This is a genomic window from Microbacterium sp. NPDC076768, from assembly GCF_040687205.1.
Classification (GTDB): Bacteria; Actinomycetota; Actinomycetes; order Actinomycetales; family Microbacteriaceae; genus Microbacterium.
This window is the reverse complement of the sequence record NZ_JBFBMU010000001.1, coordinates 1,173,207-1,187,832: the sequence shown is the minus strand read 5'-3', so window position 1 is coordinate 1,187,832 and position 14,626 is coordinate 1,173,207. Positions and strand designations below refer to the sequence as shown.

The window sequence follows — 14,626 nt, the reverse complement described above, 5'->3', positions numbered from 1 at the left end:
ACACCGGAAGGCCGCCCTCAGGGGCGGCCTTCTCTGTATCGAGACCGCACGCGAAGGGGAACGCATGAGCTCTCTTCCGCCGCCGCGCGTTTCGACCCGCGTCTGGGCCATCATTCTCGGCATCCCGTTTCTTGCGGGTCTCGCCGCTCTGACGCTCACTCCGTCCCGTGTAGAGCAATCCATGCCGAGCTTTCTCGACCTGATCCTCTCAACCGCGCACCGGCTCGGATGGACCTCGCTGGACTTCGCCGGACTTGAGGTCATCGCGAACATTTTGGTGTTCCTGCCGATCGGGATCCTTGCGTTCGTTCTGCTTCCGCGCCGATTCTGGCTGCTCGCCATACTCATCGGGCCATTGCTTTCACTCGCGATCGAAACAGCACAGCGCGTGGCGCTGCCGCATCGCATCGCTACGCTGAACGATGTGGTCGCGAACTCCGCTGGGGCATTGCTCGGCGTCGCTCTCGCACTGCTGTGCACGCTCGTATTCGCCGCGCGGAGTTCTCCGCGACCACCTTCTAGGCTGGAGACATCATGACCGCGCCCGCACTCGTCGCCTTTGACCTCGATGACACGCTCGCCCCATCCAAAGGCGAGATTGATGATCGGATCGCTGCACTGCTGCTGCGCTTGCTGCAGACCGTTGATGTGGCGATCATTTCGGGCGGAAACGAAGCCCAGTTCCGTTCCCAGGTCGTGGCGCGTCTCGGTGACGCAGACGAGGGTGCGCTTGCACGCCTGCATCTGCTCCCTACCTGCGGCACCAGGTACCTGCGGCACAATGGCACAGGTTTCGCATCAGTGTACGCGCACGATCTCAGCGATGAGCAGAAGCGTGCGGCGCTGACCGCGCTGCGCGAAGAGGCCGAAAGTCTCGGACTCTGGGAGGCTTCCCCCTGGGGTGAGATTCTGGAAGACCGGGGATCGCAGATCACCTTCTCTGCCCTGGGCCAGCATGCCCCGCGCGATGCGAAGCACGACTGGGACCCGACAGGTGAGAAACGCGGCCGCTTGCGCGATGCCGTAGCGGCGCGTCTCCCCGGCCTCGAAGTACGATCCGGCGGATCAACCTCGATTGACATCACTCAAGACGGCATCGACAAGGCCTTTGGCATGCGCCAGCTGGCCGCACACACCGGCATCGCACTCTCCGACATGCTCTTCTACGGCGACCGTCTCGACGAGGGTGGCAACGACTACCCCGTCCGCGCGATCGGCGTTCCATCGGTTGCCGTGGAGGGCTGGGAAGACACCGCGGACAAGCTCGACGCTCTCTTGCTGACGCTGTAGAGCGACCTCAGCGCGTGCGCGCCTCTGCCGCAGCACGCGATACGGGCACAAGTCGCGTGAGTTGGGTGACGTGGCCTGGCTCGAGTTCTGCGAGAGAGGCGACCCCCAGAAGCCGCATAGTGCGCTCGATCTCGCTGCGCAAGATGTCGATGGTGCGGTCTACGCCCTGACGCCCGCCTGCCATCAATCCATAGAGATACGCGCGTCCGATCAGAGTGAAGTCTGCTCCCAGCGCGACGGCTGCAACGATGTCGGCGCCGTTCATGATGCCGGTATCGACCATCACCGTGAAGTCATCACCAACGGCCTTGCGCACCTCTGGCAACAGATGGAACGGGATCGGCGCACGGTCAAGCTGGCGCCCTCCGTGGTTGGAGAGCACGATGCCGTCGACGCCCGCATCTCGCAACCGTACGGAGTCTTCGACGTTCTGCACGCCCTTGATGATGATCTTGCCTGGCCAGATCTCGCGGATGACCTCAAGGTCGTCGTAGCTGATCGTCGGATCCATCGCCGCGTCCAGCAGCTCTCCCACGGTGCCACCAGTGGTGCTCAGCGATGCGAACTCGAGCTTCGGCGTCGTCAAGAAGTCGAACCACCACCACGGGCGCGGGATCGCGTTGATGATCGTCCCCAACGTGAGCTGCGGCGGAATGCTGAAGCCATTGCGCTTGTCTCGGAGGCGCGCACCAGCGACGGGAGTGTCCACCGTGAATTGCAAGGTGTCGAACCCGGCGGCAGCCGCACGGCGGGTGAGTTCGTAAGAGATTTCGCGATCCCGCATCACGTACAGCTGGAACCAGTTGCGGCCAGGAACCGTGCCCTGCGGCTCGCGCAGGGTGGCCGCCTTTACCCCCTCGATCGATGTGGTGCCGAGCGTCGAGAGTGTGAATGGGATGCCAGCGGCGGCGGCAGCCCCCGCGCCTGCGACCTCCCCCTCCGTCTGCATCAGACGAGTGAAGCCGGTCGGCGCGATGCCGAAGGGGAGTGCCGATGGTCCGCCAAGAATATCGACAGTGGTGTCTACGTCGGGTGCGGGCCGAAGGATGCCCGGGTGGAACTCCACATCTTGGAAAGCCTGTCGTGCCCGTGTGAGGGAGAGCTCGCCCTCAGCCGCACCATCGGTGTAGTCGAAGGCAGCTTTCGGCGTGCGGCGCTTGGCGATCAGACGCAGATCGTCAATCGTGAGCGCTGCATCGAGCCGCCGCTTGCGCCCATCGAGCTCGGGCTTTTTGAACTTCATCAAGTCGAGGAGTTCAGCGGGGTTGGGGATCTGGCGCTGCACCATGATGTGCCTCTCAGTTCTGGGAGTGGATGCCGCGGGTGAGGCCCGCAGATGTGTAGTAACCGGTGATGTGGTCGTGGACGAGCGTGCGAGATGTCTCAACGTCTGCGGCATCAATCGCTGCGACAAGGGCACGATGCTCTGTGCGGAGGCGGGTGGCCATCGCCGGCCAATCGGCGATGGCCACGACTCCCGCCTGCACGTAGGACTCGATCGAGGAGCGCAGGCCAGCCATCATCGCGGCGATGACCGTGTTTCCGCTGGCTTCGGCCAGCGAAAGGTGCAACTGCGCGTCGAGGGCAAGGAAATCTGCAGGGGTGAGATCGGTCGCATCCATCGCATCCAACAGTTGATGGGTGCGTGCAGTGTCGCGGGATGCGGAGGCGGCGATCGCAGTGACGACCGCATCTTCGAGCACCAACCGCGTGCGCACGACGTCGTCGAGCGGAAAACCCTGAGCGGCGACCTGTAGGCGCAGCAACGCCGACATTCCGCCGGTCGGAGTGGCGATCACGATCGCTCCAGACTGAGGACCCGACCCGGTGGAGGTACGAATCAGCCCCAGCACCTCGAGCACGCGAAACGCTTCACGCACGCTAGAGCGACCAACCCCGAGGGTCGTCGCCAGCTCGCGTTCAGAGGGCAGGTGATCTCCCGGACCAATGCGCCCATCGAGGAGGTCGCGCTCGATGTGCTCGAGAACGAGCTGCCATGCGCGTGCTGGTTGGTCGGCCATCGATCCCCCTGTGGTCTGACCACAGGCTATCGCGTGTGGTCAGACCACTCAAGCACGTTCACCTGCACACCGCCCCCCGTTCACAACTCAGGAAGTACCTGCCGAACGGGGCGACCGAAAGACGGCAACGACGAGAGGGCGGATCAGCCCAGGCGGCCAGCCGATTCTTCGAGATAGCAAGTGCCGCAGAGGGACTCGTATGTGGTGAGTTCTGGCGCGGCGGAACCCGTTGCCCCTTCGTCGATGGCGACCTGGTCACCATCGAATACGAAGCGTCCGCCCACCACGCGACCGTTGAACACAGCTTTTCGTCCGCATCGGCAGATGGTTTTGAGCTCTTCCAGGGAGTGCGAAATGGCAAGAAGGCGCGCGGATCCGGGGAAGGCATGCGTACGGAAGTCATTGCGAATGCCGTAGGCGATCACCGGGGTGCCATCCTCTACCGCGATGCGAAAGAGATCGTCAACCTGGTGAGGGGCCAGAAACTGTGCCTCATCGATGAGCAGACACGCCACGTCGCGCTGACGCCCCGGAATCAGCTCTTCATCTGTGCGGTGACGCATGCGCTCGCGGTATTCGGCGAATACCAGGCGCGCATCGTCATCCGGCGCGATCAGAAAGTCCACCGGGCGAGTGACGCCCAGTCGGCTCTCGATCTCCCCCGCACCTTTGGTGTCGATCGCTGGTTTGGCCAGCAAGACCTGTTGGCCGCGCTCTTCGTAGTTGTACGCCGCCTGAAGCAGCGCCGTCGACTTGCCAGAGTTCATCGCGCCGTAGCGGAAGTAGAGCTTCGCCACGGTGCAGCCTTATGCGTTGATGCCGAGAGCGGAGGCCGTTGCCGAGGTCGAACGCTCCGCGAGGTCTGCATCGACGTTGAGCTTCTCGCCGAACGTGGGAATCAGCGCACGAAGCTCGGACTCCCACGCAGGGTATTCCTCCGGGAAGCACTTCTTCAGCAGATCAAGCATGATCGGCACAGCGGTCGATGCGCCAGGCGAGGCGCCGAGCAAACCAGCGATCGAGCCGTCAGATGCGGCCACCACCTCGGTGCCGAACTGCAGGATGCCACCCTTCTGGGGATCCTTCTTCATGACCTGCGCACGCTGTCCCGCGTCGATGAGAGTCCAATCCTCATCCTTCGCCGTCGGCATGAATGTGCGGAGGCTTTCCACCTTCTTGGGGTGATTCTTCAGCAGCTCGCCGACCAGGTAGGTGATGAGACTCGGGTTCTTCACCGCCACCTGCAGCATCGGCAACAGGTTGTGCGCGCGCACCTGAGACACGATGTCGAACATCGAGCCGTTCTTCAAAAACTTGGGGCTGAACGTAGCGAACGGCCCGAACATCAGAGACGCTTCCCCATCCACCACACGGGTGTCGAGGTGCGGCACCGACATCGGCGGCGCGCCGACCGAGGCCTGCGAGTACACCTTCGCTTTGTGCTGCGCGACGATGTCGGGGTTCGAGGTCTTGAGGAACTGTCCGCCGATCGGGAAGACACCGTACCCCTTGATCTCGGGGATGCCGGAGTTCTGCAGCAGCTTCAGCGCCCAGCCACCCGCACCCACGAAGACAAAACGTGCCTTCACTTCACTGGGGGTGTGGCCGATGCTGTTGCGGTACTTGACCAGCCAGGTGCCATCCTTCTGCTTCTTTAAGCTGCGGACCTCGTGGTTCGTACGCAGCGCAACACCGGAGCTGGTGAGGTGGTCGAAGAGCTGATGCGTCAGCGATCCGAAATCGACGTCGGTGCCCGCAGGAACACGGGTGGCCGCGAACGGCTCGCCCTTCCGACGCTGTTGCATCAAAAGCGGCGCCCACTGGTTGATGACGCGCGAGTCTTCGCTGTACTCAATGCCAGCGAACAGCGGCTGCGCTTTGAGCACCTCGTAGCGCTTCTTGAGGTAAGCGACGTCTTTCTCGCCCCGCACGAAAGTCATGTGCGGTGTGGCATTGATGAAGGTCGACGGCTCGTCGAGCACGCCCTTCTCCACCAGCGAAGACCAGAACTGACGGCTCTGCTGGAACTGCTCGTTGATCGAGACGGCTTTCGCTGGGTCCAGTGGAGCGTCGCCCTGCTGCGGCATGTAGTTCAGCTCACACAGAGCAGCGTGGCCAGTGCCCGCGTTGTTCCATGGATTTGAGCTCTCTTGAGCCACATCGGAGAGCCGCTCGAACGCGACAATCTTCCACTCAGGCTGCAGCTCGTGCAGGAGTGTACCCAGGGTGGCGCTCATGATGCCACCGCCGATCAGGACGACATCGACGTTTTCAGTCACCGAACCAGTCTAGTTCGGAGCAACGCTCCCGCGGACCATGCTGGCCCCTGCCGCCAGAGAAAATCAGCGCGCGCTGGTGAGCCGCTCTGCGAGTACCTCGGCGATCTGCACGGCATTCAGGGCCGCACCCTTGCGGAGGTTGTCGTTGGTGAGGAAAAGCACCAACCCCTTGCCTTCAGGGGCTGACTGATCGGCACGGATGCGACCGACAAAGCTCGGGTCTTTGCCTGCCGCCTGCAACGGCGTCGGGATCTCATCGAGCACCACGCCCGGAGCGGCATCCAGCACCTCGCGCGCACGTTCAGGCGTGATTTCGCGCGCGAACTCCACGTTGATCGAGAGTGAGTGGCCCGTGAAGACAGGGACGCGCACACAGGTGCCAGCGACCCGGAGATCAGGCAGTTCGAGGATCTTGCGGCTCTCGTTGCGGAGCTTTTTCTCTTCGTCAGTCTCGTTGTCACCGTCATCAACAAGGTTGCCGGCAAACGGGATCACGTCGAAAGCGATCGGCGCGACGTACTTTTCTGGCTCCGGGAACTCCACCGCAGAACCGTCGTGCACCAACCGGAGCGTGTTGCCCTGCGCGAGCACACCTTCGACCTGTCCGAGGAGCTCATGCGCACCTGCCAGCCCAGAGCCGGACACTGCCTGGTAGGTAGAAACGATCAGACGCTCAAGACCAGCCTCGGCATCCAGCACCTTCAGTACCGGCATCGCGGCCATGGTCGTGCAGTTCGGGTTGGCGATGATGCCCTTCGGGCGCTCGTCAATCGCGTGCGGGTTAACCTCGCTCACCACGAGCGGAACCTCTGGGTCCATCCGCCAGGCGCTGGAGTTGTCGACGACAACAGCACCCGCAGCAGCGAAACGTGGTGCGTAGGCACGGCTCGCGGTGGCTCCTGCCGAGAACAGAGCAATATCGATGCCAGCAGCATCTGCCATCTCGACGTCTTCGACGATAACCGTGGTGCCGCCGAACTCGATGGCCGTGCCCGCAGAGCGTGCGGACGAGAACAGGCGCAGGTCGCGGATCGGGAATGCCCGCTCGGCGAGAATCTCGCGCATGACGGTACCGACCTGGCCGGTGGCGCCCACGATGGCGACGGAGATTCCTGTTTCAGAGATGCGGGTCATGATGTTCCTTGGCGTCGTGCGGTAAAGCGTACGAAGCGTCGGGCGCGGCGTCGGGATACGGATGCTGCGCCTGGCGCCGGTGTCAGGGTTTCGGCGAGTCTACCGCGCAAGCGTCCGACCCCGAGTCTGTGGCCGGACGACGAACGTTCGTCGGCAGAAAAACGAAGGCGATTGGCGGAAGTTAGCGGCCGGTGCCCGCGTGAACCTTCGCATCGGCGTCGCCGTCGAGACCGTATGCGGTGTGCACCGTGCGGGCAGCCTCGGTCAGATCAGTGTCGCGCAGCACGACCGAGATACGAATTTCAGAAGTAGAGATCATCTCGATGTTGATGCCACCGGCAGACAGCGCCTCGAACAGCACAGCGGACACACCGGAGTGCGTACGCATTCCGGCACCAACGACGGAGAGCTTGCCGATCTGGTCGTCGTGCACCAGGCTCTGGAAGCCCACCTCCGTCTGATCTCCAGACAGAGCCTTGAGCGCCGCCGTCGCATCCGCCTTCGGGACAGTGAAGGAGATGTCGGTGCGGCCCGTCGCCGAGACGTTTTGGACGATCATGTCAACGTTCGCGCCCGACTTCGCAACAATCTTGAAGATCTCTGCGGCCTTACCTGGAACATCTGGCACACCAGCGACCGTGATCTTGGCCTGGCTAAAGTCGGTGGCAACGCCGGCGACGATCGGTTCTTCCATGACTGCTCCCTCTGCTTCGCGAGGGTTCTTCATGCCCTCACCCAGAACGTATGTGCCCTCGGCCGACGAGAACGTCGACCGAGCGTGAATCAGGACCCCGTGGCGGCGCGCGTATTCAACTGCGCGGATGTACAGCACCTTCGCGCCGTTCGCCGCGAGTTCCAACATCTCCTCGCTGGAAACGTGATCGAGCTTCTGCGCCTTCGGGATCACGCGGGGGTCTGCGGTGAAGATCCCATCAACGTCGCTGTAAATCTCGCAGACGTCGGCATTCAGTGCTGCTGCGAGCGCGACGGCTGTGGTGTCAGAGCCGCCACGACCCAGCGTCGTAATGTCGCGGGTATCGCGGTTGAAGCCTTGGAACCCGGCGACGATCACGATGGCGCCCTCATCGAGCGCTTCGCGAAGACGCACCGGTGTGACGTCGACGATCCGAGCCGCGCCGTGCTGCGAGTCGGTGATCATGCCCGCTTGGCTACCGGTGAACGAGCGTGCTTCGAAGCCCATCGAATGGATGGCCATTGCCAGCAGCGCCATCGAGATGCGCTCTCCGCTGGAGAGCAGCATGTCGAGTTCGCGCGGCGCGGGGATCGGCGCGACCTCGTTTGCGAGCTCGAGGAGCTCGTCCGTTGTGTCGCCCATCGCACTCACAGCGACGACGACATCATGCCCGGCACGGCGGTTGTCAACGATGCGCTTGGCGACGCGCTTGATGCTCTCTGCGTCGGCGACAGACGAGCCGCCGTACTTCTGCACAATGAGGGCCAAGATCACTCCCTGGGATTTCGGGCGGATCCGCCCACGCCCATTCTATGATCGCCCCATATACCGATCTGCACATGTGACGCACTCCCCCATCCCATCTCCCGCATCCCCACTCCTCCGCCGAGTGCACGGCATCGCGCCGAGCGCACGGGATATTCGCGTCGCTAGCCCGTGCACTCGTCACGAAGCCGTGCACTCGCCGATTTTTTATGGCGCGGGGGCGTGGGGGCGTGGGGGGGGGGAGAAGGGGGGAGAGGTGGGGGGGGTTAGAGGGTGCGGCGGCCCTCGAAGGCGCGGCCGAGGGTGACCTCGTCGGCGTACTCCAGGTCGCCGCCGACGGGAAGGCCGGAGGCGAGACGGGAGACCGTGATCTGCATCGTGGTCAGCAGACGGCTTAAGTAGCTGGCCGTTGCCTCCCCCTCAAGGTTGGGGTTTGTCGCCAGAATGACTTCTTGCACGGTGCCGTCAGCCAGACGCGTCATAAGCTGCGCGATGCGAAGATCATCAGGTCCGACACCGGCAATCGGACTGATCGAACCGCCGAGCACGTGGTAAAGCCCCCGGAACTCCCTCGTGCGCTCGATCGCCGCGACATCTTTCGCATCCTCGACCACACAGATCAGTGCTTGGTTGCGACGAGGATCACGGCAAATTCCGCACCGTTCCTGCTCTGCGACGTTGCCGCACACCTCGCAGAAACGCACACGAATACGGATCTCGCTGAGCAGCTCAGCCAAACGCGCCACATCGAACGTCGGCGTCTGCAGAATGTGGAACGAAATGCGCTGAGCGGACTTCGGTCCGATGCCGGGAAGCCTGCCGAACTCATCGATCAGTTCTTGAACAATGCCGTCATACATCAGGAGAACCTCGTCGGGGGCTCGTAGGGCTCTTCGCGCACAAACGTGGCGCCGAGCACCTGGCGGATTACGGCCTCACCATACCTCTGCACTCCCCCCGCAGAGGGCGTGCGCTCGGTGACGACCGGCGGGGTGGCAACCGCACGCGGCGCAGCCGCCCTGGCCTCTGGCACAACTGGCCGAGACATCGGAGGCTCGTACGAGGGGTCGTATGGTGGCTCTTCGTCGTATGCCGGGGCGTCATCGTCGCTCGGGAGCGGAGGCTCGTCCCCATCCACAGCGCCGTCAATAGCACCATCGGATGGCGGAGCGGGTGCGGCCGCTGCTGCCTCGACCTCCTCCGGCTCCTCATCGACAGCGAGGGGCAACGAAGAAGTCGGCGAACTGCCCGTGGGAGTTTCCGGCGCCGTGGGGATAGCGGCGACCGCCCACTCGGTCACCGAAGATGCCGACGCGCTGCGGGCCTGAGATCGAGGTGACCCCGCTGACGCAGGCTCCGATGCGGGAGCGGAATCGTCGGCTGGCGATGGTGCCGACGACGCAGGTTGACGCGGAGCACTGCCGGTGGGCATCGGTGCAGGCAAGTACTTCACCTTGACACCCACCTCCTGCTCGATCGCGGAGCGCAGATGGTCAGATGGCCCCGAACCGGGTGTGGTGCCCTTGAACTTTGCAACGTCGTGTTGGCTGGTGAATCCGAGTGTCAGAACCTCGGTATCCGTCACGTACGCGAGAGGCTGAACGGCTGTAGCCAGCAGCCAAGAGGTGCGGCTGATGCTCTCGAGCCGGGTGAGCACGGCAGGCCACGCCTGGTCGATGCGCTCGAATGTGACAGGCGTCTCCGGTTCGACCGGACCTGCTTCCGCGACCGGAGCAGCTTCCGTGACTGGCGCTGTTTCCGTGACTGGTGCTGGTGCCGGAGCAGATGCTGGTGCGGGAACAGGTGCCGATTCTGGCACCGCGACGGAAACTGCAGGAGGAGCGACCGAACGCTCCGCGTGTGCAGGACTAGGACTAGCCGGTGCGGCGGCTGTCGACGCAGGGATAGACGCAGTGTTCTTCGCGCTGGCGAGAACACGCGCCACCATCAACTCAAGATGCAGCCGCGGAGACGTCGCGCCAGACATATCGTCGAGGGCTGCGCTGACCACATCGGCGGTGCGCGACAACCGTGCCGCACCGAAGATCTCGGCCTGGCCGCGCATTCGCTCCAAGTCATCTTCGGCGATCCCTCGCAGCACTGCGGAGGCACCAGCCCCGACGGCCGCAATGACAATCAGATCACGCAAGCGCTCCAGCAGATCATCAACAAAACGGCGTGGGTCTTGACCGGTCTGCACCACGCGGTCGATGGCGGGGAAAGCCGCAGCGGCGTCGCCAGCGGCGAGCGCATCAACGATCTCGTCGAGGAGCGCCGCGTGGGTGTATCCCAACAGGGCCACCGCACGCGCATAGCCGACAGTGACTGTCTCGGAACCTGCCGGTGCATCGGAGCCAGCGATCAGCTGGTCGAGCAGAGAGAGCGTGTCTCGCGGCGAACCGCCACCGGCGCGCACAACGAGCGGCAATACACCCTGCTCAACGATCACACCTTCTTCACCACAGAGTTTGGCGACGTACTCCAGCATGGCCGCTGGCGGCACCAGCCGGAAAGGGTAGTGGTGCGTGCGGGAGCGGATGGTGCCGAGAACCTTCTCAGGTTCAGTGGTCGCGAAGATGAACTTCACGTGCTCAGGTGGCTCTTCCACGAGCTTCAGCAGCGCGTTGAACCCCTGGGGGGTGACCATGTGAGCCTCATCGAGGATGAAGATCTTGAACCGATCGCGACTGGGAGCAAACGTCGCGCGCTCACGCAGATCGCGAGCATCGTCGACACCGTTGTGGCTCGCCGCATCGATCTCGACGACGTCCAGCGAACCTCCGCCCGCACGCGATAGCTCAACGCAGCTGGGGCAGGTGCCGCATGGCACGTCGGTCGGACCTTCGGCGCAGTTCAAGCAGCGAGCGAGAATACGCGCCGAAGTGGTCTTGCCACAACCACGAGGGCCAGAAAACAGGTAGGCATGGCCGACTCGGTCTCCACGCAACGCTGTCATGAGCGGATCGGTCACTTGAGACTGCCCGATCATCTCGCCGAACGTCTCGGGCCGGTAGCGGCGGTAGAGGGCTGTGGTCACCTCAACAGCCTACGGCGTGCCAGGGACGTTCGTCTGGCCTGAGCCACATGCTCAATCGATCGGCTCGGCCACCGGCGTCGCCGTCGTGATGACAGGGACCGACGCCGACATCTGCGTTCCGTCTTCGCGCATGGCACCGGCGAACTGCTTGATCGTCGGACGCCCTGGAATCAACGGACCCTGATCGGCGAGCGGCACGACAGCTGCTTCTTCGACAGTGGCGATCCACGCCTCATCACGCACAGTGAACGGCACAGGTGGGCCGCTGCGCACCTCGACGCGAAGCTCGCTCTTCGTCAACGTCACATACAGCTCAGAGCCCTGCCACTGGAGCGGGAAGGAAAGCGAGGGCCAATCAGCCGGCAGCCTCGGGTCGAAACTCAGGTCACCCGCGTAGTCACGCATTCCCCCGAACCCGCAGACCAACGCGGTCCACACGCCACCGGCTGACGCGACGTGCACGCCGTCTGCCGCATTGTGGTGCAGGTCGTGGAGGTCGACGAACAGGGACTGCTCGAAGTACGTCTGAGCAAGGTCTTGGTACCCCACCTCGGCGGCGAGAATCGACTGCACAACCGCCGACAGGGTCGAGTCGCCTGTGGTCAGCGGGTCGTAGTAGTCGAAGTCAGCCTTTTTCTCTTCCGGTGTGAAGTGATTGCCCTGCAGGAACAGCGCCAGCACGACATCTGCCTGCTTGAGCACCTGGAACCGGTAGATCACCAGAGGGTGGAAATGCAGCAAGAGCGGGCGCTGTTCTGACGGAGTGTTTGCCAGATCCCAAATCTCCCGCTCGAGGAACAGCGAATCCTGCGGGTGAATGCCCAGGGCTTCGCTGTACGGGATGTACATCGCTTCAGCCGCACGCTCCCACGCTTCAACCTCACCAGGACCGAGGCCAGTACGGTCGACGATCTTCACGTAGTCGTCCGGGAACTCGTCGCGAATTTCACGCACGATTCTGGCGGCGTAACGCAGGTTGTAGCGCGCCATCACGTTTGTGTAGAGGTTGTCGTTGACGACGGTCGTGTACTCGTCTGGACCGGTGACGCCGTGAATGTGGAAGGTCTCGATACCGTCTTCCGCGCCGGTATCGCCGACCACGCGCGACGCACGCCAGAACCCGAGAGTCGCCCACAGGCGCGCGGTCTCGATGGCGATGTCTGCACCCTCGCGGCGCAGGAATTCTTCATCCCCCGTCGCGCGCACGTACTTGCCCAGAGCAAAGCTCACGTCGGCATTGATGTGGTACTGCGCTGTGCCTGCAGCGTAGTAGGCCGAAGCCTCTTCGCCGTTGATGGTGCGCCAGGGGAATAGCGCCCCCGCCTCGTTGAGCTGTGCGGCACGGCGGCGCGAAGCCGGCAACATGCGCGCCCTCGCGCGTAGTGCGTTGTAGGCCCACCGGGGAGAGGTGTACGTCAAGAACGGCAACGCATAGACCTCTGTGTCCCAGAAGTAGTGACCGCTGTAGCCAGAGCCGGATACTCCCTTAGCGGGGACACCTGCGCCGTCGGCTCGCGCTGAGGCCTGCGCGAGCTGGAACAGGCACCAGCGGATGGCCTGTTGGAGGTCGTCACGCCCACCGATCTGCACGTCACTTCGTTCCCAAAACGCATCGAGCCATTCGCGCTGACGCTGGAAAACCGACTCCACACCCTCGGCAGCTGCACGGTCAAGCGACCGGCGACAACGATCAACGAGCTCTCGTGGAGGCACGCCCCGCGACGAGTGGTAGCTGACGAGCTTGGTGAGCGTGATCGGCACACCTGCCTTCGCCTGCACCCTGAACACGTTCTTTGCGATGTCTGGCTCGATGAGCTCGCGGACGTTGTATTCGTTTTCCGTGTCGATAACGTGGTCGGCAACGACTGCGACCGTCATGCCGGAGTTGGCCACACGGTACGACAACGCAGAGCGCAATCCGTCTTGCCAGTGCTCGGCTGGTTCCAACACGCGATCGGCGATCTTTTCTGCCTTGCGAGGGTCAAAACCCTCGGGCGTTGTCCCCAGCGGAGTGCCGGCGTAAACGCCAGCGCCGTCTTGCCTGTTGAGGATCTGGCAGCTGATCGTGACGGGGGCGTCGGCATTTTCGACAACAACCTCAAGTCGAAGTACAGCGAGGTGGCGCTCTTCAAAGCTCACGATGCGCTCGTCGCGCATGCGAATGCGCTTGCCCGATGGTGTCTCCCACACGACGTGGCGCTCCAAGATGCCGGTGCGCATATCGAGCGTGCGGCGGTACTCCCGCACGTCGGCATCGTCAAGGGAGATGGGCTCGTCATCGACGTAGATCCGCATCACCTTCGCATCCGGGGCGTTGACGATCGTCTGGCCAACCTCCGCGAAGCCATACGCCTTCTCGGCATGCCGAATCGGCCAGGTCTCATGCAGACCATTGATGAAGGTGCCGTGTTCGTGAGAACCACGCCCTTCAATGTGGTTTCCACGCAGGCCAAGGTATCCGTTACCCACGGAGAACAGCGTCTCGCTGACGCCCTCTTCCGAATAGCGCGTGTCGATTAGACGCCACGGGTCAACGGGAAAGCGGTCGCGGTCGGGATCGATCATGCGGACTCCGGACTGTTGGTGCTGTCAGTACTGTCTGTGTTGTCTGGGACGAAGACGTCGAGGTCGTCAACGACGACGGTCGCTCCGGCTTCGCGCAGCGCATCTGCGCCTGCGCCTCGGTCAACGCCGACCACCGTCGCGAAACCGGCGGCGGCGGCTGATGCTGCCCCGGAGGTCGCATCTTCAACGGCTACCGCACGTGCAGGATCGACGCCCAGGGCTGCGGCGCCTGCGGCGAACATGTCGGCGGCGGGCTTGGATGAAAGGCCATCACGTTCGGCGACCACACCGTCGACCACAATCCGGAAGAAAGAACGAAGGCCAGCCGCGCCCAATACCTCTTCGGCGTTCTTGGAACTCGACACGACACCGAGCGGAACTCCGGCGTCACGCAAGAGCTCTACAAGAGCCAACGAACCTGCATACGGGGCAATGCCCTCGGCTCGGAGCGACGCAGCGAACGCAGCGTTCTTGCGGTTACCGATACCGCAGATGGTCTCGGCTTCTGGAGCGTCATCGACCTCACCCCACGGAACTTCCACATTGCGACTGCGTAGAAGACTGGCGACGCCGTCGTAGCGCTTTTTGCCATCGACGTACTCGTAGTAGTCCGCGTCGGTATATGGCTCTTTCAAGCCCCACTGTTCGAAAACGTCGTCGAACACGACCTTCCAGGCGCGCATATGCACCTCGGCCGTGGGAGTGAGTACTCCGTCAAGGTCGAAGAGCACGCCGTCGGCGTGGAACATGTCGGGCAGTGCGTCTGGCACAGAGCCTCCAGGAGAAGGGGCGATCATCGGGTCGGCACCTCTCCGTGCCACATTTCCAGCGTAATGGGGTC

At 63.3% G+C, this 14,626-nt stretch carries 12 protein-coding genes; 2 read left to right on the top strand and 10 right to left on the bottom strand.

The features are described 5' to 3' along the window. Nucleotides 1–64: 64 nt before the first annotated feature. Together AB0O87_RS05870 and AB0O87_RS05865 are read left to right on the top strand one after the other, a co-directional pair. A complete protein-coding gene (locus AB0O87_RS05870; protein ID WP_363512584.1) occupies nucleotides 65–538 on the top strand; it encodes a VanZ family protein in 474 nt (157 codons plus the stop codon). Continuing rightward, nucleotides 535–1,290, top strand: a complete 756-nt coding sequence (locus AB0O87_RS05865; RefSeq protein WP_363512582.1) for an HAD-IIB family hydrolase — start codon at nucleotides 535–537, stop codon at nucleotides 1,288–1,290. Before AB0O87_RS05870 ends, AB0O87_RS05865 begins: the two co-directional genes overlap by 4 nt. A gap of 7 nt (nucleotides 1,291–1,297) precedes the next feature. Here the strand turns inward: AB0O87_RS05865 and AB0O87_RS05860 are convergent, their stop codons facing one another. The 10 genes from AB0O87_RS05860 to AB0O87_RS05815 form a co-directional block, all read right to left on the bottom strand. Further along, a complete protein-coding gene (locus AB0O87_RS05860) occupies nucleotides 1,298–2,578 on the bottom strand; it encodes an alpha-hydroxy acid oxidase (protein WP_363512580.1) in 1,281 nt (426 codons plus the stop codon). A gap of 10 nt (nucleotides 2,579–2,588) precedes the next feature. Further along, the gene (locus AB0O87_RS05855) at nucleotides 2,589–3,311 is read right to left on the bottom strand and encodes an FCD domain-containing protein (protein ID WP_363512578.1); all 723 of its coding nucleotides are present in this window, start codon (nucleotides 3,309–3,311) and stop codon (nucleotides 2,589–2,591) included. Nucleotides 3,312–3,454: 143 nt separating this feature from the next. Continuing rightward, nucleotides 3,455–4,108, bottom strand: coding sequence for a thymidine kinase (locus tag AB0O87_RS05850; RefSeq protein WP_363512576.1), 654 nt, complete (start codon nucleotides 4,106–4,108; stop codon nucleotides 3,455–3,457). 9 nt (nucleotides 4,109–4,117) lie between these two features. After that, nucleotides 4,118–5,548, bottom strand: a complete 1,431-nt coding sequence (mqo, locus tag AB0O87_RS05845) for a malate dehydrogenase (quinone) (protein WP_363512948.1) — start codon at nucleotides 5,546–5,548, stop codon at nucleotides 4,118–4,120. Nucleotides 5,549–5,653: 105 nt separating this feature from the next. Next, nucleotides 5,654–6,724, bottom strand: coding sequence for an aspartate-semialdehyde dehydrogenase (locus tag AB0O87_RS05840; RefSeq protein ID WP_363512574.1), 1,071 nt, complete (start codon nucleotides 6,722–6,724; stop codon nucleotides 5,654–5,656). A gap of 181 nt (nucleotides 6,725–6,905) precedes the next feature. Then, nucleotides 6,906–8,186 carry an aspartate kinase gene (locus tag AB0O87_RS05835; RefSeq protein ID WP_363512572.1) on the bottom strand — a complete coding sequence of 427 codons (1,281 nt, stop codon included), beginning with the start codon at nucleotides 8,184–8,186 and terminating at the stop codon, nucleotides 6,906–6,908. A gap of 263 nt (nucleotides 8,187–8,449) precedes the next feature. Further along, nucleotides 8,450–9,043, bottom strand: coding sequence for a recombination mediator RecR (gene recR / locus AB0O87_RS05830; protein ID WP_363512570.1), 594 nt, complete (start codon nucleotides 9,041–9,043; stop codon nucleotides 8,450–8,452). Further along, nucleotides 9,043–11,220 (bottom strand): DNA polymerase III subunit gamma and tau, encoded by a 2,178-nt coding sequence (locus AB0O87_RS05825; protein ID WP_363512568.1) that lies wholly within the window; start codon nucleotides 11,218–11,220, stop codon nucleotides 9,043–9,045. Before AB0O87_RS05825 ends, recR begins: the two co-directional genes overlap by 1 nt. Before the next feature lie 51 nt (nucleotides 11,221–11,271). Continuing rightward, on the bottom strand, nucleotides 11,272–13,785 hold the full coding sequence (locus AB0O87_RS05820; RefSeq protein ID WP_363512566.1) for a glycosyl hydrolase family 65 protein: 2,514 nt from the start codon (nucleotides 13,783–13,785) through the stop codon (nucleotides 11,272–11,274). Beyond that, the gene (locus AB0O87_RS05815) at nucleotides 13,782–14,582 is read right to left on the bottom strand and encodes an HAD-IA family hydrolase (RefSeq protein ID WP_363512945.1); all 801 of its coding nucleotides are present in this window, start codon (nucleotides 14,580–14,582) and stop codon (nucleotides 13,782–13,784) included. Before AB0O87_RS05815 ends, AB0O87_RS05820 begins: the two co-directional genes overlap by 4 nt. Nucleotides 14,583–14,626 lie beyond the last annotated feature (44 nt).